The sequence below is a fragment of the Streptomyces sp. NPDC051636 genome, assembly GCF_044453765.1.
Taxonomy (GTDB): Bacteria; Actinomycetota; Actinomycetes; order Streptomycetales; family Streptomycetaceae; genus Streptomyces.
The window spans coordinates 388,780-405,407 of the sequence record NZ_JBITDA010000001.1 but is presented as its reverse complement, the minus strand read 5'-3'; the positions used below and the strand labels follow the sequence as shown (position 1 = coordinate 405,407).

14 protein-coding genes are annotated in these 16,628 nt (G+C 71.4%); 8 read left to right on the top strand and 6 right to left on the bottom strand.

The window, feature by feature from the left end; all coding sequences use genetic code 11:
• Nucleotides 1–91: 91 nt before the first annotated feature.
• The 3 genes from ACIBBH_RS01900 to ybaK are packed head-to-tail and all read left to right on the top strand — an operon-like array spanning nt 92 to nt 2,412.
• Nucleotides 92–1,141, top strand: coding sequence for a hypothetical protein (locus tag ACIBBH_RS01900; protein ID WP_399400908.1), 1,050 nt, complete (start codon nt 92–94; stop codon nt 1,139–1,141).
• A gap of 11 nt (nt 1,142–1,152) precedes the next feature.
• On the top strand, nt 1,153–1,893 hold the full coding sequence (locus ACIBBH_RS01895) for an LON peptidase substrate-binding domain-containing protein (protein ID WP_399400906.1): 741 nt from the start codon (nt 1,153–1,155) through the stop codon (nt 1,891–1,893).
• Nucleotides 1,894–1,908: 15 nt separating this feature from the next.
• Nucleotides 1,909–2,412, top strand: coding sequence for a Cys-tRNA(Pro) deacylase (gene ybaK, locus ACIBBH_RS01890; RefSeq protein ID WP_399400904.1), 504 nt, complete (start codon nt 1,909–1,911; stop codon nt 2,410–2,412).
• Nucleotides 2,413–3,084: 672 nt separating this feature from the next.
• On the opposite strand, the gene ACIBBH_RS01885 is transcribed toward ybaK, so the two are convergent.
• From ACIBBH_RS01885 to ACIBBH_RS01870, 4 genes are all read right to left on the bottom strand, one after another.
• Nucleotides 3,085–3,753: an AAA family ATPase gene (locus ACIBBH_RS01885; protein WP_399400902.1), complete on the bottom strand. Its 669-nt coding sequence runs from the start codon at nt 3,751–3,753 to the stop codon at nt 3,085–3,087.
• 34 nt (nt 3,754–3,787) lie between these two features.
• Nucleotides 3,788–4,612, bottom strand: a complete 825-nt coding sequence (locus ACIBBH_RS01880) for an ABC transporter permease (RefSeq protein WP_399400900.1) — start codon at nt 4,610–4,612, stop codon at nt 3,788–3,790.
• Between the two features lie 73 nt (nt 4,613–4,685).
• Nucleotides 4,686–5,660, bottom strand: a complete 975-nt coding sequence (locus ACIBBH_RS01875) for an ABC transporter ATP-binding protein (RefSeq protein ID WP_399401466.1) — start codon at nt 5,658–5,660, stop codon at nt 4,686–4,688.
• A 130-nt stretch (nt 5,661–5,790) separates the two neighbouring features.
• Nucleotides 5,791–7,008, bottom strand: coding sequence for an NYN domain-containing protein (locus ACIBBH_RS01870; RefSeq protein ID WP_399400898.1), 1,218 nt, complete (start codon nt 7,006–7,008; stop codon nt 5,791–5,793).
• Between the two features lie 224 nt (nt 7,009–7,232).
• On the opposite strand from ACIBBH_RS01870, the gene ACIBBH_RS01865 reads away from it, so the two are divergent.
• Complete coding sequence (locus ACIBBH_RS01865) at nt 7,233–7,403, top strand: hypothetical protein (protein WP_399400896.1); 171 nt, start codon at nt 7,233–7,235, stop codon at nt 7,401–7,403.
• Between the two features lie 90 nt (nt 7,404–7,493).
• On the opposite strand, the gene dnaE is transcribed toward ACIBBH_RS01865, so the two are convergent.
• Nucleotides 7,494–11,033: a DNA polymerase III subunit alpha gene (gene dnaE, locus ACIBBH_RS01860; protein WP_399400895.1), complete on the bottom strand. Its 3,540-nt coding sequence runs from the start codon at nt 11,031–11,033 to the stop codon at nt 7,494–7,496.
• A 193-nt stretch (nt 11,034–11,226) separates the two neighbouring features.
• Between dnaE and ACIBBH_RS01855 the strand changes: the two genes are divergently transcribed.
• The 4 genes from ACIBBH_RS01855 (at nt 11,227) to ACIBBH_RS01840 (ending at nt 15,964) form a co-directional block, all read left to right on the top strand.
• Nucleotides 11,227–12,552 (top strand): DUF2252 domain-containing protein, encoded by a 1,326-nt coding sequence (locus tag ACIBBH_RS01855; protein ID WP_399400894.1) that lies wholly within the window; start codon nt 11,227–11,229, stop codon nt 12,550–12,552.
• A 68-nt stretch (nt 12,553–12,620) separates the two neighbouring features.
• The gene (locus ACIBBH_RS01850; protein ID WP_399400892.1) at nt 12,621–13,313 is read left to right on the top strand and encodes a hypothetical protein; all 693 of its coding nucleotides are present in this window, start codon (nt 12,621–12,623) and stop codon (nt 13,311–13,313) included.
• A gap of 74 nt (nt 13,314–13,387) precedes the next feature.
• Nucleotides 13,388–14,206, top strand: a complete 819-nt coding sequence (locus tag ACIBBH_RS01845) for a thioredoxin domain-containing protein (protein WP_399400890.1) — start codon at nt 13,388–13,390, stop codon at nt 14,204–14,206.
• 75 nt (nt 14,207–14,281) lie between these two features.
• Nucleotides 14,282–15,964: an alkaline phosphatase D family protein gene (locus tag ACIBBH_RS01840; protein ID WP_399400888.1), complete on the top strand. Its 1,683-nt coding sequence runs from the start codon at nt 14,282–14,284 to the stop codon at nt 15,962–15,964.
• Nucleotides 15,965–15,971: 7 nt separating this feature from the next.
• Here ACIBBH_RS01840 and ACIBBH_RS01835 read toward each other — a convergent pair whose 3' ends face one another.
• Nucleotides 15,972–16,541, bottom strand: coding sequence for a dienelactone hydrolase family protein (locus ACIBBH_RS01835; protein ID WP_399400886.1), 570 nt, complete (start codon nt 16,539–16,541; stop codon nt 15,972–15,974).
• Nucleotides 16,542–16,628: the final 87 nt, after the last annotated feature.

Here is a 16,628-nt window from a genome sequence, read left to right as displayed (position 1 = left end):
AATCATCTTTTACCGGTCCTTGACCGGGCCGCGTACAACTTTCCCCGTCCTTGCCGCAGGGGGTGGCGCGTCGCCGACCTGCGGTCTTTCAATGGTCGACACCATGGCTCTGCTGCCCCCGTTCATCCGCCCCACCCGGATGACAAGGACCCCCTCGCGCCCGGCCGGCCCGCCGACCGACGACGAGGTGCTGCTCGACGCGCCCGACGACCGCCTCGGCCCCGCCCTCGTCGCGGCCGGACGAGGCGAGTACCAGGCCGCCGCCGAGCTGCTGGCCGCCACCCGCGCGGCCGCCGCGTGGGAGAACCGTGACCGGTACGCGCGACGCCTGGCCGCCTTCGCCCGCTCGCGCCCCGAGTGGTTCGACCAGTGGCGCGCGACCGCCCCCGACGACCCCGGCGTGCTCCTGGTCGGGGCCCAGCTGGCGGTGGACCGCGCCTGGCCGTCGCCGGCCCGGGGCGAGCTGCTGCGCGAGGTGAGCCCGCTGATCGCGGCCGCCGCCCGGGGCGACGGCCGCGACCCGGTGCCGTGGCGGATCGCGCTGGACCACGCGCGCGGCACGAACGCCGGGCACAAGTACTTCGAGGAGCTGTGGGCGGCGGCGGTCCGGCGGGCCCCGCACCACTACGGCTGCCATGTGGCGGCCCTGCGCTACCTGGCCGCCTCCTGGCACGGCTCCCACCGCGAGTGCTTCGACTTCGCCGACCTGGCCGCGCAGGACGCCCCTGCGGACTCGCTCGTCCAGGCGCTGCCCGCGCGGGCGGCGTTCGCCTACCTCACCGACGGCTGCGGCCCCGAGGTGCCGCGCGAGCGGCTGGACGCGGCGGCCGACCGGGCGGTCGCGCTCTCCGACCGGTTCCCGGCGGCCGACCCCTGGCCCGCCGAGATCCGCAACAAGCTCGTGTACGTCCTCGTCCGGCTGGAACGCTGGGAGGACGCCCGCACCCAGCTGCGCCTGATCGGCCCGTACGCCACCTCCTTCCCCTGGGACCGGCTCTCCGACGACCCGCTGGGCGCTTTCCTGCGGCTGCGCGAGGAACTCCTGACGGCGGCTCCCCGCACCGCACGGACGGGACTCGTCCCGACGCCCCTGCGACCGCGGAGTGAGCACCGTGGTCACGCCCGTTCCGGTGACCATTAGGCTGGGGCGCCGTGACCACCGTCCGTCTCCCCCTCTTCCCGCTGACCTCGGTGCTGTTCCCGGGCCTGGTGCTGCCCCTCAACGTCTTCGAGGAGCGCTATCGCGCCATGATGCGCGAGCTGCTCAAGACGCCCGAGGACGAGCCGCGCCGGTTCGCCGTCGTGGCGATCCGCGACGGCCACGAGGTCGCGCCGAGCGCCCCGGGCATGCCGGACCCGACGGCCCTGCCCGAACGCGGGCCCGCCGCGGGCTTCGGGCCCGACCCCGCCAAGGCGCTCCACTCCGTGGGCTGCGTGGCGGACGCGGCGACCGTCCGGGAGCGGCCCGGCGGCACCTTCGAGGTGCTGGCGACCGGGACGACCCGGGTACGGCTGCTGTCCGTGGACGCGTCGGGCCCGTTCCTGACCGCCGAGTTGGAGGAGCTGACGGAGGAACCGGGCGACGAGGCGGGGGCGCTGGCCGAGGGGGTCCTGCGGGCCTTCCGCCAGTACCAGAAGCGGCTGGCGGGCGCACGGGAGCGCTCCCTGTCCACCGGCGCGGACCTGCCGGACGAACCGGCCGTCGTCTCCTACCTGGTGGCCGCGGCGGTGATGCTCGACACCCCGACGAAGCAGCGCCTCCTCCAGGCCCCGGACACCGCTTCCCGCCTGCGCGACGAGCTGAAACTCCTTCGCGCGGAGACGGCCATCATCCGTAACCTGCCGTCGTTGCCGGCGTCGGACCTGACGCGCGGCCCGACGAGTCTGAACTGAGGCGTGGATTCCTCGATGGCGAAGAAGTCGAAGAAGCAGCAGCAGTCGGGCGGCACGCCCGCGACGGTCGCCCTGACAGCCGCGGGCGTGGACTACAAGGTGCACGCATACGAGCACGACCCGTCCCACCCCTCCTACGGCGAGGAGGCGGCGGAGGCGATGGGCGTCTCCCCGGAGCGCGTCTTCAAGACCCTCGTGGCGGACGTCGACGGCGCACTGACGGTGGCCGTGGTCCCGGTGGCTGGCTCGTTGGATCTGAAGGCCCTGGCATCGGCGGTCGGCGGCAAGCGCGCGACCATGGCGGACCCGGCCCTCGCGGAACGCACCACCGGCTACGTCCGCGGCGGCATCTCCCCCCTGGGCCAGCGCAAGAAGCTCCCCACGGTCCTGGACGGCTCGGCGACCGCCCATCCCACGATCTGCGTCTCCGCGGGCCGGCGGGGCCTGGAACTCGAACTCTCCCCCGACGACCTCGCCAAGCTCACCGAGGCCGTGCTCGCCCCCATCGGCCGCGCCTGACCTCGTCGGGGCCGGCACCACCCGGCGGAGTCGAGAACAAGGCCGTTCGGACCGAAGCGGGGCCGGCAGGGTGGCGGTGCGGAGCCCCCGAGGGATCGGGGGACGCAGTCTCGCGGGGTCCCAGGCCCGCAGTCCCGACAGGGGCCCAGGGGCCGAGCCCCGCGCAGGGCCCGAACCCCGCAGGGCCCAGGCGGCAGCCCCCACGGAGCGCGGGCGCGCAACCCCCCGAGGGCCGAATGCCGCAACCGCGCCAGAGTCCAGGGGCCGAGCCCCGCACAGGTCCAGGGCCGCGGCCCCGCCGCAGCGCAGGGTCGCAGTCCCGCGAGGACCCGGAGCCGCAGCCCGACGGAATGCAGCGACGGAGCCCGCGGGCGCAGGGGCGCGGCCCCGCGAAACGCCAAGGGCGCAACCCCAACTGGGCCCAGGGCCCCAGAGATCCGAGGCCGCAGCCCCGACGGGGCACAGGGTCGCAGCCCCGCAGAGACCCAGAGGGGCGCAGCTGCAACGGGGTGAGGGGCGCAGCCCCCCAGGAGTCCGGGGGACGCAGCCCCCAGGGTCCAGGGGACGCAGCCACCGGCGGGGATGAAGAAGGGGCGGAGCCCCTCGGATGGGGAGGGCAGGGCGGCGGGGGCGAGAAAGGGCCCGCAGTGGCCGCCGCGCGCCGCAACCGCCCTACGCCGGAGGCGCCCCGTACCGCCCCTGCTGATACGGCCCCTCCAGGTACGGATCAGGATCCCGGGGCCCGAACAGCGCCGTAAGCCCCATGTGCACCACCAGCGCGCCGACGGACCACGCCAGCAACGCCCCCTTCGCCCCCAGCTTCAGCGGCGCGGAGAAGGTCACCCCCTTGCCCACGGACTTGGCATGGGCGATGACGTCCTTCTCGGGCCCGAGCCACACCCCGAGCCGCCACGCGAGCACAGACGCGAGCACGCCCCCGACGGCCAGCGCGACCACCAACGGCACACCCCCGCGCCGCCGCACCAGGAAGACGACGACCGCGCTGAGCACGCCGAAGGCCAGCGCCAGCAGCGTGAAGGTTCCGTCGACGCCGATCGCCTGCTCGCCCTCGCTCTCCTTGAGGTAGACGACCCAGCTCTTGCCGACCTGGTCAGCGACCAGCGGTACGTGCGGCGCCAGCCACCACCACAGCAGCCCGAGCAGCACCCCGCCGAGCGCCACCGCCACGGTGACCACGGCCGCCTCCCGCACTTCGGTCTTCATCCCGGGGCCGTCCTGTTCGTAGGCTCCTCCCGCGCTCCCGGCTGGCTGCGGCACCTGCCGGGCCTGGTGCGGGGACGGTTCGTGCGGCGGCGGAGGCGGAGTCAGTGGTGCGGTCACCCTGACATCGTGCCAGGTCGCCCTGTGCGACGCGTCACCGGACGGCGGCCCGGCGGTACGCCCAGGTTGCCACGGCCAGCGACACCACCCCGACCCCGGCGCACACACCCAGGTCACCGGCGACGAACGCCCAGTCGGGGCCCGCCCCGAAGGTCCGCGCGTACGCCTCCACACCGTATGTGGACGGCAGCAGGTCACGGGCCAGCCGGATGATCTCGGGCATCCGGTCGGGCGGCAGCACGCCCAGCAGCAGCGCCGCCGACATGCCCAGCTGCCCGAGCAGTGCGGCAAGTTCGGGCCGGGGCGCGAGCAGCCCACAGGCCGCGCCGAGCCCGGAGAGCGCGGCGCCGGCGAGCGGGATCACCGCGACGAGGATCCACAGGTTGCCCAGTGGCAGCCCGAACAGCACGCAGCCGAACACGGCGGTCACCAGGGTCCCGGGCACGGTGAAGGAGGCGTACGCCCCGGCCGCCCCCAGCACCACCGCCGCCGGCGGCACCGGCAGCGTGGCGTAGTGGTCGAGCCCACCGCTGGCCCGGAGCTGCCCGAAGTACTGGGCGAGCAGGTTCAGCGCGACGTACGCGACGACCACGACCGACGACCCGGCCACCACGGACTGGGCCTCGCCCCGGGTGTCGACCACCCCGCGCATCATGATCATGATGCCGACGGACTGGAAGGTGGCCACGAACAGCAGGGGGATCCGCGCCACCCGGGCCCGGGACAGCTGCGCCCGGTACACGGCGGCCAGCGACGGCCACAGCCGCGCGGGCGGCCCCAGCTCGGCCTCGTCCTTCGTGGCCGTCTCCTCCATGGACACGGCACTCCCGGGGGGAGACTGCGCGGATACGACACTCACGTCGAGCTGCTCCTCTTCCCTACGGCGGCCGATCCGCCCCCAGGGGAACCTACGGACGCCACGCCCGGCGCGCTCATGCCTTCACCAGCCCCTGCCGCGCGGCGCCGCCCAGCGCGAGGTACACGTCCTCCAGGCTGGGCGTGGCGAGCGTGAAGTCGTCCAGGGCGGCGAAGGCGGCCCCGCCGGTGACCGTGGCGACGGCCGCGCGGGCCTCCTCGGGCGCGAGCCGCAGCGTCCAGCGGCGCCCGGCCTCCACGGCCCGCTCCCGCAGCACGGCGACCTCCGGCACGTCCACGGGCGCCTGCTCCCGCCACACGAGCTCCACCCGCACCTCGCCGGCCACCCGTTCCTTCAGCCCGGCGGGGGTGTCGCAGGCGATGACCCGGCCCTGGTCGAGGACGGCGACCCGGTCGAGGACGGTCTCGGCCTCGATGACGTTGTGGGTGACGAGCAGCACGGTCGTACCGCGCTCGGCCCGCCGCCGGTCGACGGCCGACCACACCGCGCGCCGCGCCACCGGGTCCATGCCGGTGGTCGGCTCGTCGAGCACCAGCAGCGGGCGCTCGCCGACCAGGGCGGCGGCGAAGCAGGCGAGCCGCCGCTGCCCGCCGGACAACTTCTTCAGCGCCCGCCCGGCGATCGGCGTGAGGCCCAGTTCGTCGAGTACGGCGTCCCGCTCCGCACGCGCCCGCCGTACGTCCAGGCCGCGCAGGCGTCCGGTGGTCTCGACGGCGAGGGAGACGGTCAGCTCGTCCAGGGCGGTCGACTCCTGGCCGAGATAGCCGAGGATCCGCGCGGCCCGCTCCGGATGCCGCACGATGTCGTGGCCGAGCAGCTCGACACGGCCGGCGTCCGGCCGCAGCAGCCCGGTGAGCTGCCGTACGAGGGTGGACTTGCCGGCGCCGTTCGGCCCGAGGAGCCCGAAGATCTCCCCGCGCCGCACGTCCAGCTCCACGCCGTCGGTGGCCCGCACCTCGGGGGTTCCCGGCACGCCGCGCCGCCCGCGCACGGCCGGGTAGGTCTTGGTCAGCCCGCGCACGGCGCACACGACGTCATCCGGATGCCGAAGTGCCTGTGCCGCGCGCGTACTCACAAAGGACGAGAGTACGGGGTCCGGGCGCTTTACTCGCCTTTGGGGCCTGCTCCCCGGGGCCGCTCCCGGACTCGCTCCCTGGGCCTCACTCCCCGGCGGGGGCGTGCTCCGCGGCCGAGGGCACGTCGATCTCGCGCCAGAAGCCCGCCCGGATGGCGTACCGGTCGTGCTCGTCGATCTGGTCGTCCTTGTGGGCGAGGAGGCCGAAGCGGGCCGCGTAGCGCAGCAGCTCGCCGTCGATGCGGTGCGGGATGCGCGGGTACATGGCGGACAGCTTCTGCAGGTGGCTCTGGTCGCCAAGGCGCGAGATCCACCGCCGGGCGAACACCTGTCCGACCTCGTACGGGTCCCCGCCGACCGTGGTGATGTCCTCCTCACGGTCGGCCCACCGCTGCTCGGCCGTGGTCAGCTGTGCCAGCGTCGGCATGGAGGCGGCCTCCGGCGGCTCGGCCACCACCCCCGGCCGGTCCACCCAGCCCTTGTCGGAGGACCAGCGCAGGGTGGCCGTGGCCGGGTGCTGGACGGCGTGGGCGCCGGGCGCGCGCAGCGCGGCGAGGTCCTTGGGGGTGGGCACGCCCTTGGGCGCGGGCACCCGCTCCTGGGCGCCGTTCTCCGATGCGGTGGCGGCCGGTGCGTGCTCGGCCTCCTCGGCGGGCCGCTCGGCGGCGGCCAGCGAGGACTCGGGCAGCGGCGCGGAGAGGATCGCGGCGATCTCCGGCCGGGGCGCGGGGGGCGGCGCGCAGATGCCGGTGAGCTCCTTGACCCGCACGGCCTGGGTGATCCACGTACGGTCCAGGACGCGCCGCTCGTCGGCTTCGGCGACCAGGTCCTCGGACTGGTTGTAGTCGCCGTCGGCGGCCTGCACGGCCCACAGGTGGACGGCGACGCCGTGCTCCTTGGCGGCCATCATGCCGGGCAGCAGGTCGCCGTCGCCGGTGACCAGGACGACGTCGGAGCAGGCGCGGTTGCGGGCCAGCTCGGTGAGCTCGGCGTGCATCGCGGCGTCCACGCCCTTCTGCGCCCAGCGTCCGTCACTGCGGGTCAGCGCGCCGAGCCGGACGGTGACCCGGGGCATCACGCGCAGCCGGCGGTGCTCCGGCTGCGGGACGCGGTCGGGGGCGCCGTCGAACCAGTAGATACGCAGCAGGGGACGCTCGGTGTCGGCCTCCGCACGCTCGCGCAGCGCCTGGATGAGGGCGGCGTGATCGACGGTGATCCGGGATCGCGAGGGCTCACCGGCGAGAAGGCTGGCGGCGGCCCCCAGCAAGTACCCGGCGTCCACCAGGACGATGCAGCGGTCCACGCGACTCACCCTCTTCCCCGGAGGTTCTGCTTGCGGCTTCCTTCGAGTCTGCCCGACCGCGCGGGGGTTAACGGCCCGAACTCGATCTTCGGCGTGGCGTTTCGGCGGCACGCTCGCCGACAGGCCTGTCACAGACGGTAATTATCCGGAATGCGTTCATTGTCAGCCTATGTGAATCTGATGGCGGCCCTGGCCCCTAGACCCCCTTCAGGAGGCAGATCACCATGGCCAAGAACAAGAACCGCAAGCAGGCCGGCCCGAAGAACCGCTCCTCGCAGGCCGAGCAGCCGCAGGAGCGCACGCAGCGCACCCCTGTGGAGGCGCACGAACCCGAGATGGCGGGCAGCCCGGCGGATGTCGCTCGTAAGCAGCACAAGCGCTTCGGCCACAACTGAGACCGGCGCGCGGGCCGTTGAGCCCAGGCACTGACGAGGGGCGTGTCCGATCACGGACACGCCCCTCGTTCACGTCGGTCGCCCGGCCGCTCAGCCCGCCAGGCAGGACGGTCCGAGCAGCACCTTCAGATCGCCGAAGAGCGCCGGGTCCGGCTTCACCCGGTGCCGGTCCAGGCGCAGGACCGTCGTCTTGCGCGGGCCCTGGAGCTTGATCCGCACCTCGCTGTCGCCCTTGTGGTGGCTGAGGATCTCGCCGAGGCGGCTGACCATCGGCGGGGTGACCCGCGTGGCCGGGATGGTGAGGATCACGGGCGCGTTGGTGCCCGCGTTGGACAGGTCCGGGACCATCAGCTCCATCGCGACCAGGCGCGGCACGTCCTCGCGCTTGTCCAGCCGCCCCTTGACGAAGACGACCGCGTCCTCGACGAGTTGGGTCGACACGAGCTGGTAGGTCGCCGGGAAGAACATGCACTCGATGGAGCCCGCGAGGTCCTCCACGGTGGCGATCGCCCAGGCGTTGCCCTGCTTGGTCATCTTGCGCTGCAGGCCGGAGATGATGCCGCCGATGGTCACGACCGCGCCGTCGGCGTGCTCACCTCCGGTGAGCTGGGCGATGCCCGCGTCGGCCTTGTCGGACAGCACGTGCTCCAGGCCGAAGAGCGGGTGGTCGGAGACGTACAGACCGAGCATCTCCCGCTCCTGGGCGAGCAGATAGGTCTTGTCCCACTCCTCGGTGGCGAACTCCACGTCGAGCCCGAAGCCGGGCTCGCTGCTGGTCTCCTCGCCCATCCCGCCGAAGAGGTCGAACTGCCCCTCGGCCTCCTTGCGCTTGACCGCGACCACGTTGTCGATCATCGGCTCGTACTGCGCCGTGAGGCCCTTGCGGGTGTGGCCCATGGAGTCGAAGGCGCCGGCCTTGATCAGCGATTCCGTGGTGCGCTTGTTGCAGACCACCGCCTCGACCTTGTCGAGGTAGTCCGGGAAGGAGGTGTACTTCCCCTTCGCCTTGCGGGTCTTGATGATCGACTCGACGACGTTGGTGCCGACGTTGCGGACGGCGGAGAGGCCGAAGAGGATCACGTCGTCGCCCTGCGCGGCGAAGTTCGACTCCGACTCGTTGACGTTCGGCGGGAGCACCTTGATGCCCATGCGGCGGCACTCGTTGAGGTAGACCGCCGACTTGTCCTTGTCGTCCTTGACGGAGGTCAGCAGCGCCGCCATGTACTCGGCCGGGTGGTTCGCCTTGAGGTAGGCGGTCCAGTACGAGACCAGGCCGTACGCGGCCGAGTGCGCCTTGTTGAACGCGTAGCCGGCGAAGGGGACCAGCACGTCCCACAGCGCCTGGACGGCCTCGTCGCTGTAGCCGTTCTTGCGGGCGCCGGCCTGGAAGATGGTGAAGTTCTTCGCCAGCTCGTCGGGTTTCTTCTTGCCCATCACGCGGCGGAGGATGTCGGCCTCGCCGAGCGAGTAGCCCGCGATGATCTGGGCGGCCTTCTGCACCTGCTCCTGGTAGACGATCAGGCCGTAGGTGACATCCAGAACCTCCTTGAGCGGCTCCTCCAGCTCGGGGTGGATGGGCGTGATCTCCTGCTGGCCGTTCTTGCGCAGCGCGTAGTTCGTGTGGGAGTTCATGCCCATGGGGCCCGGGCGGTACAGGGCCGACACGGCGGAGATGTCTTCGAAGTTGTCGGGCTTCATCAGGCGCAGCAGCGAGCGCATGGGGCCGCCGTCGAACTGGAAGACGCCCAGGGTGTCGCCGCGCTGGAGCAGTTCGAAGGTCGTCGGGTCGTCGAGCGGGAGGCTCAGGAGATCGATGTCGATTCCCTTGTTGGCCTTCACCATCTTGACGGCGTCGTCCATGATCGTGAGGTTGCGCAGGCCCAGGAAGTCCATCTTCAGCAGGCCGAGCGACTCACAGCTCGGGTAGTCCCACTGCGTGATGGTCACGCCGTCGGTGTGCCTCACCCAGACCGGGACGTGGTCGGTGATGGTCTCGCTGGACATGATCACGCCGGCCGCGTGCACACCCATCTGCCGGACCAGGCCCTCCACGCCGCGCGCGGTGTCGATGACCTTCTTCACGTCCGGCTCGTTCTCGTACATCGCCCGGACCTCGCCCGCCTCCGAGTAGCGGGGGTGGCTGGGGTCGGTGATGCCGGAGAGCGGGATGCCCTTGCCGAGGACGTCGGCGGGCATGGCCTTGGTGATGCGGTCGCCCATCGCGTACGGGTAGCCCAGCACGCGCGCGGAGTCCTTGATCGCGTTCTTGGCCTTGATGGTGCCGTAGGTGCCGATCATGGCGACCTTGTCGGCGCCGTACTTCTCGGTCACGTACCGGATCACCTCGACGCGCCGGCGCTCGTCGAAGTCGATGTCGACATCGGGCATGGAGACGCGCTCGGGGTTGAGGAACCGCTCGAAGATCAGGCCGTGCGGGATCGGGTCGAGGTCGGTGATGCCGAGGGCGTAGGCGACGATCGAACCGGCCGCGGAGCCTCGGCCGGGACCGACCGCGATGCCGTTCTTCTTGGCCCACATGATGAAGTCGGCTACCACGAGGAAGTAGCCCGGGAACCCCATCTGGATGATGACGTCCATCTCGTACTCGACCTGCTTCTGGCGGTCCTCGGGGATGCCGCCGGGGAAGCGGCGCTCCATGCCGCGCCGGACCTCCTCCTTGAACCAGGTGACCTCGGTGTAGCCCTCGGGGATGTCGAACTTGGGCATGAGGTCGCGCTTCTCGAACATGCCCGTGGTGTCGACCTGCTCGGCGACCAGGAGCGTGTTGCGGCAGCCCTCCTGCCAGGCGTCCGAGGAGTCGATGGCGTACATCTCCTCGGTGGACTTCAGGTAGTAGCCGGTGCCGTCGAACTTGAAGCGGTCGGGGTCGGAGAGGTTCTTGCCGGTCTGGATGCACAGCAGGGCGTCGTGGGCGCCCGCCTCGTGCGCGTACGTGTAGTGCGAGTCGTTGGTGACCAGGGGCGGGATGCCGAGCTTCTTGCCGACCTCCAGCAGGCCGTCGCGGACCCGGCGCTCGATCTCGATGCCGTGGTCCATCAGCTCCAGGAAGTAGCGGTCCTTGCCGAAGATGTCCTGGTAGTCGGCGGCCGCCTTCAGGGCCTCGTCGTACTGGCCGAGGCGCAGCCGGGTCTGGAGCTCGCCGGAGGGGCAGCCGGTGGAGGCGATGAGCCCCTCGGACCACTGGGCGATGGTCTCCTTGTCCATGCGGGGCCACTTCTGCAGCCAGCCCTCGGCGTACGCGTCCGAGGAGAGCCGGAAGAGGTTGTGCAGGCCGGTCCTGTCCGCCGCCCAGATCGTCTTGTGGGTGTAACCACCCGAACCGGAGACGTCGTCCCTCTTCTGGTGCGGCTGGCCCCACTGGATCTTGCGCTTGTTGCGCCTCGACTCCGGGGCGACATACGCCTCAATGCCGATGATCGGGGTGATTCCGGCCTTCTTCGCGGAGTGGAAGAAGTCGTACGCCCCGTGCAGGTTGCCGTGGTCGGACATGGCGATGTGCGTCATGCCCATCTCGTTGCAGGCGTTGAACATGTCCTTGAGCCGCGCGGCACCGTCCAGCAGCGAGTACTGGGTGTGGACGTGCAGGTGCGTGAAGGGCGGCTTTGACACGGTTTCGGCCTCCAAAGGAAACGTGCGTAGACGATCTTCCGACCGGCTGTGGACCGACTGCGGACAGTCTGGGGGACAGCGTCGAAGTCTATGCCCCGGGAGTGACACCCGGCGGGCACTCACGCGTACCTTCGTGCGTTGGAGACGGCAGCAGCGCCGTCGCACCCGTTCACGCACCAGGAGGCACCCAGCGATGTCGGTCCCCCAGCTCAACGACGAGCAGCGCGGCGAGGAGATCCTCGCCGTCTTCGACACCGCCTTCGGCCAGCTCCTGGCCGCCGACCCGGCCGCGTTCCGCGTGAAGTTCCGGAAGATGGCGGCCTCGGCCTTCGCGTTCTACCGGGGCACGGCAGCCCTCTTCTACCACGATCTCGACGCCGAGAAGCGGGGCGGCCCGTACCTCGACGAGCGCACGTCCAGGGTCTGGATCCACGGCGACCTGCACGCCGAGAACTTCGGCACGTACATGGACGCCAACGGCCGGCTGATCTTCAACGTCAACGACTTCGACGAGGCGTACGTCGGCCCGTTCACCTGGGACCTGAAGCGCTTCTCCGCCTCCGTCGCGCTGATCGGGTACGCGAAGGCGCTCAGCGACGCCCAGATCACCGAGCTGGTCACGGTATACGCGGCCGCCTACCGCGAGCGCGTCCGCGCCCTGGCGACCGGCGCCAAGAGCGACGAGGTGCCGCCCTTCACGCTGGACACCGCACAGGGCGCCCTCCTGGACGCGCTGCGCGACGCGCGCTCGCTGACCCGGTTCGGGCTGCTGGACTCGATGACCGAGATCCGGGACTTCGAGCGCCGCTTCGCCCCGGGCGGCGGCTCCATCGAGCTGGACGCGGCCACCCGTTACAAGGTGCTGGCGGCCTTCGACGGCTACCTGGAGACGCTGCCGGAGACGTCGCTGGCCCGCCCGGACTCGTACCGGGTGAAGGACGTCGTCGGGCGGCGCGGCATCGGGATCGGGTCGGCCGGCCTGCCGTCGTACAACATCCTCCTGGAGGGCCACAGCGACGCCTTGGAGAACGACGTCGTGATCTACATCAAGCAGGCCCAGACCCCGGCCGTCTCCCGGCACATCACGGACCAGGCGATCCGTGACTACTTCCAGCACGAGGGCCACCGCACGGTGATCTCCCAGCGCGCCCTGCAGGCGCACGCCGACCCGTGGCTGGGCTGGACCGAGCTGGACGGCGCGGGCCAGCTGGTCGCCGAGGTGTCGCCGTACGCCGTCGACCTGGACTGGAGCGACATCGACGACCCGGAGGAGATCGCGGCCGTCGTCGCCGACCTGGGCCGGGCCACCGCCACCATGCACGCGGCGGCCGACGACCAGTCCGGCGAGTCCCTGGTGCCGTTCTCCACCGAGCGGGCCATCGACGCGGCGATCGCGGCCGACGAGGAGGGCTTCGCGGGCATGCTGACCGACTTCGCGCACGACTACGGCGCACGCGCGCGTGCCGACCACCAGATTTTCGTCGACCTGTTCCGCAACGGCCGGATTCCGGGCCTGTGACCGACCGGCAGCTCACAGGGACCCTTTAGGGGTCTCTTACAGCGGCCCATGACACACTCTCCTCCGCTATGGACATAACCGGGACCCAGCTCAGAGCCGTACGCGCGGCGCTGTTCACGGCACTGGTCGTGACGCTCAGCACCGCGTCGCACGTGCTGCTGTCCCGGGTCCCGCTGCCGGTGAACACGGTGGCCGTGGTCGCGGTCGCCGTGTTCGTCCTCGCGTACGCCCTGGCGGGCCGCGAGCGCGGCTTCGGCAGGATCGCCGCCCTGCTGGTCCCGCTGGAGCTGGCCGCCGACACCGTCTTCACCACCGGCCAGCACGTCTGCTACGGCCGCGCGGGCGGCCCGGTCGCGGGCCCGCTGCGCTCGGTCGGCTGGGACGTGCTGTGCGGCAACCGCGCCGATGTGGGCACCCCGCTCGCCCGGATGACCGGCACCGACACCGACCGGCTCGGCGCCCTGCTCGCGCACGCCGACCCGGCGACCGCCTGGCTGCTGCTCGCCGCGCACATCGGCGTCGGTCTGCTGGCCGCCGCCTGGCTGCGCCGGGGCGAGCGGGCACTGGCCCAGCTGGTGCGCGCGGCGGCCGCGACGACGTTCCGGCCGCTGCTGCTCGCGGTCGCCGCAGTCGCCGTCCGGCCGGGTTCGGCGGTGCGGCGCGTACGGATTACGCACCGCCGTACGGCGGTCGCCCGCGACCGGATCCTCGTGCACTCCCTGGGACGGCGTGGACCGCCGTGCTCGCTCGGCTTCGCCTGACCAGCTGAGCACGACCAGTCCCCCACACGTATCCCGCGTACGACATGTGCGCGTCCCACATGGAGAAGACCAACATGAGCAAGCGGAACAGCGCGGCAGCGAAGACGGCGGCCCGCGAGCGGCTGCGCCAGGAGCGCGAACGCCAGGCCAAGCGCGACAAGGCCAAGCGGCAGGCCATCGTCGCCGGTTCGGTCGTGGCCGTCCTGGCGGCGGCCGGCGGCATAGGTTACGCCGTCGTCCAGGCCAACAAGCCCAGCTACTGGGAAGGCCTGAAGGACGCCAAGGTCGTCGCCCCGGCCAACACCACGGGCACGAAGGGCACCACCGTCGTCTACGGCAAGAGCAGCGCCAAGAAGACCCTCAAGGTCTACGAGGACCCGCGCTGCCCCGTCTGCGCCCAGTTCGAGCAGGTCGTCGGCTCGACGGTGAAGAAGGACATCGACGACGGCAAGTTCAAGATCCAGTACATCGGTGGCACGTTCATCGACGACAAGGACAACGGCCAGGGGTCCAAGAACGCGCTGAGCGCGATGGGCGCGGCACTGGACGTCGGTTCGGAAGCATTCCTCGAGTACAAGACCGCGCTGTACTCGACGAAGTGGCACCCGGACGAGACCACCGACAAGTTCAAGGACGACGCCTACCTCATCAAGGTCGCCAACACCGTGCCCGCGCTGAAGAACAACACCAAGTTCCAGAACGCGGTGAAGAAGGGCACCTACGACGCCTGGGCGGTGGCCATGTCGCAGACCTTCAACAACAACAAGGACGGCGTCTCGGGCACTCCGAGCTTCGTGATGAACGGCAAGATGCTCACGGCCGACAGCCAGGGCCACCCGCCCATGACGGTGGCGGACTTCAACCGCGTGGTGGGTGAGGCCCTCAAGGCCTAGCGACCACGTGAAGGGCGGGCGAACTTTGCGAGTTCGCCCGCCCTCCCGTCGTACCGATCAGTAACCTGATCGGTCGTGACCAGTCGATACAAAGCCGAATACAAAGCCTCAGAGGCATCCGAGGGCGTCAACTCCCTCTCCCCGGGCCGCCGTACGGTCGTCAAGGCCGCGGCGGCCACCGCTGTCCTGGCCGGTCCGCTCGCCGCCGCGCTCCCGGCACGCGCCGCCACGGACACGCCCGCCTTCCTGCACGGCGTCGCCTCCGGCGACCCGCTGCCCGAGGGCATCCTGCTGTGGACCCGGGTGACACCCACCGCGGAAGCGGCACCGGGCTCCGGGCTCGGCCCGGACACCGAGGTCAGCTGGGTGGTGGCGAAGGACAAGGCGTTCACCACCGTCGTCGCCAAGGGCTCCACCACCGCAACGGCCGCCTCCGACCACACCGTCAAGGCCGACATCCGCGGCCTGGAGCCGGCCACCGACTACTGGTTCCGCTTCTCGGCCGGCGGCACCGACTCCCCGGTGGCGCGCACCCGCACCGCGCCGGCGACGGACGCGGCCGTCACGGGCCTGCGCTTCGGCGTGGTCTCCTGCGCCAACTGGGAGGCCGGCTACTTCTCCTCGTACCGCCACCTCGCGGCCCGCGGCGACCTCGACGCCTGGCTGCACCTCGGCGACTACATCTACGAGTACAAGTCCGGCGAGTACGCGGCCCGCGGCACGGCCGTCCGGCAGCACGCACCGGCGAACGAGATCCTCACCCTCGCTGACTACCGCACGCGGCACGGCAAGTACAAGACCGACCCCGACCTCCAGGCGCTGCACCACAAGGCGCCGGTCATCGCCATCTGGGACGACCACGAGTTCGCCGACAACACCTGGTCGGGCGGCGCGGTCAACCACACGGAGGGCGCCGAGGGCGCCTGGAGCGCCCGTCAGGCCGCCGCGAAGCAGGCCTACTTCGAGTGGATGCCGGTCCGCCCGGCCGTCGCCGGCACCACCTACCGCCGGCTGCGCTTCGGCAAGCTCGCCGACCTCTCCCTGCTGGACCTGCGCTCCTTCCGCTCCCAGCAGGCGGCCACGGCCAGCGGCTCGGTCGACGACCCGGACCGCACGATCACCGGCCGCGCCCAACTCGACTGGCTGAAGGCCGGTCTGAAGGCCTCCGACACCAAGTGGCGCCTGGTCGGCAACTCGGTGATGATCTCGCCGTTCGCCATCGGCTCCCTCTCGGCCGACCTGCTCAAGCCGCTCGCCACGCTGCTCGGGCTGCCGCAGGAAGGCCTCGCTCTCAACACCGACCAGTGGGACGGCTACACCGACGACCGGCGCGAACTGCTGGACCACCTGCGCTCGAACGCCATCGGCAACACCGTCTTCCTGACCGGTGACATACACATGGCGTGGGCAAACGACGTACCGGTGGACGCCGGGACGTACCCGCTGTCCGCGTCGGCGGCCACCGAGTTCGTGATCACCTCCGTCACCTCCGACAACCTCGACGACATCGTGAGGGTGCCCGAGGGCACGGTCTCCGCGATCGCGGCGCCGGTCATCAAGGCCGCCAACCGGCACGTGCACTGGGTCGACACCGACCGGCACGGCTACGGCGTCCTGGACATCACCGCCGACCGCGCGCAGATGGACTACTACGTGCTGTCCGACCGCACGGACGCGAACGCCACCGCGGCCTGGGCGCGTTCGTACCGCACGCGCAGCGGCACGCAGAAGGTCGAGCGGACCTACGACCCCGTGTAGCCGCCCGCTAGAGCGATTCGAGGAAGCCGAGAGCCACCCGCCAGGTGGCCTCGGCGGCCTCCTCGTCGTAGTCCGGCAGGTCGGGGTCGGTGTACAGGTGACCGGCCCCGGCGTATCGGTACACCTCCACGTCGGCGCCCGCTCTGCTCATCTGCAGATACCAGGCGTTCAGCCAGTCCTCCGTCTCGAACGGATCCGGCTCGGCGATGTGCAACTGCACGGGCAGGTCGTCCACGGAGGCGTTGGGCGCGAGGTCCGAGGTGCCGTGCAGGAGCAGCAGCCCACGGGCCTTCTCGTCGCCGAGCGCGAGCGTCTGCGCGATGGAGGCGCCGAGCGAGAACCCCGCGTACACGAGGCCCCGCTCCGAGTAGGGCGCGGCGGCCAGGACGGCCCGCTTCAGCAGCTCGTCCTTGCCGACCTCGTCGTTGAAGGCCATGCCCTCCTCGACCGTGTCGAACGTGCGCCCCCCGAAGAGGTCCGGCGTCCACACCTCGTGCCCCGCGGCACGCAGCCGGTCCGCGGCCCGGCGCACCGCGGGCCTGAGGCCATAGGTCGAGTGAAAGAGAGCGATGTTCATGAGGCCATGGTGCCAGCCGGGTACGACAGTGGCGCTCCGTGACCGCGTCCGGCCGTACCCACATACACGTCGAAGTCACATGTTCAT

Bases quoted from the DNA above. Each gene is read 5' to 3' on its own strand.
- ACIBBH_RS01900 (WP_399400908.1), top strand. From the start codon at position 92: ATGGTCGACACCATGGCTCTGCTGCCCCCGTTCATCCGCCCCACCCGG.
- ybaK (WP_399400904.1), top strand. From the start codon at position 1,909: ATGGCGAAGAAGTCGAAGAAGCAGCAGCAGTCGGGCGGCACGCCCGCG.
- ACIBBH_RS01865 (WP_399400896.1), top strand. From the start codon at position 7,233: ATGGCCAAGAACAAGAACCGCAAGCAGGCCGGCCCGAAGAACCGCTCC.
- ACIBBH_RS01855 (WP_399400894.1), top strand. From the start codon at position 11,227: ATGTCGGTCCCCCAGCTCAACGACGAGCAGCGCGGCGAGGAGATCCTC.
- ACIBBH_RS01850 (WP_399400892.1), top strand. From the start codon at position 12,621: ATGGACATAACCGGGACCCAGCTCAGAGCCGTACGCGCGGCGCTGTTC.
- ACIBBH_RS01845 (WP_399400890.1), top strand. From the start codon at position 13,388: ATGAGCAAGCGGAACAGCGCGGCAGCGAAGACGGCGGCCCGCGAGCGG.
- ACIBBH_RS01835 (WP_399400886.1), bottom strand. From the start codon at position 16,541: ATGAACATCGCTCTCTTTCACTCGACCTATGGCCTCAGGCCCGCGGTG.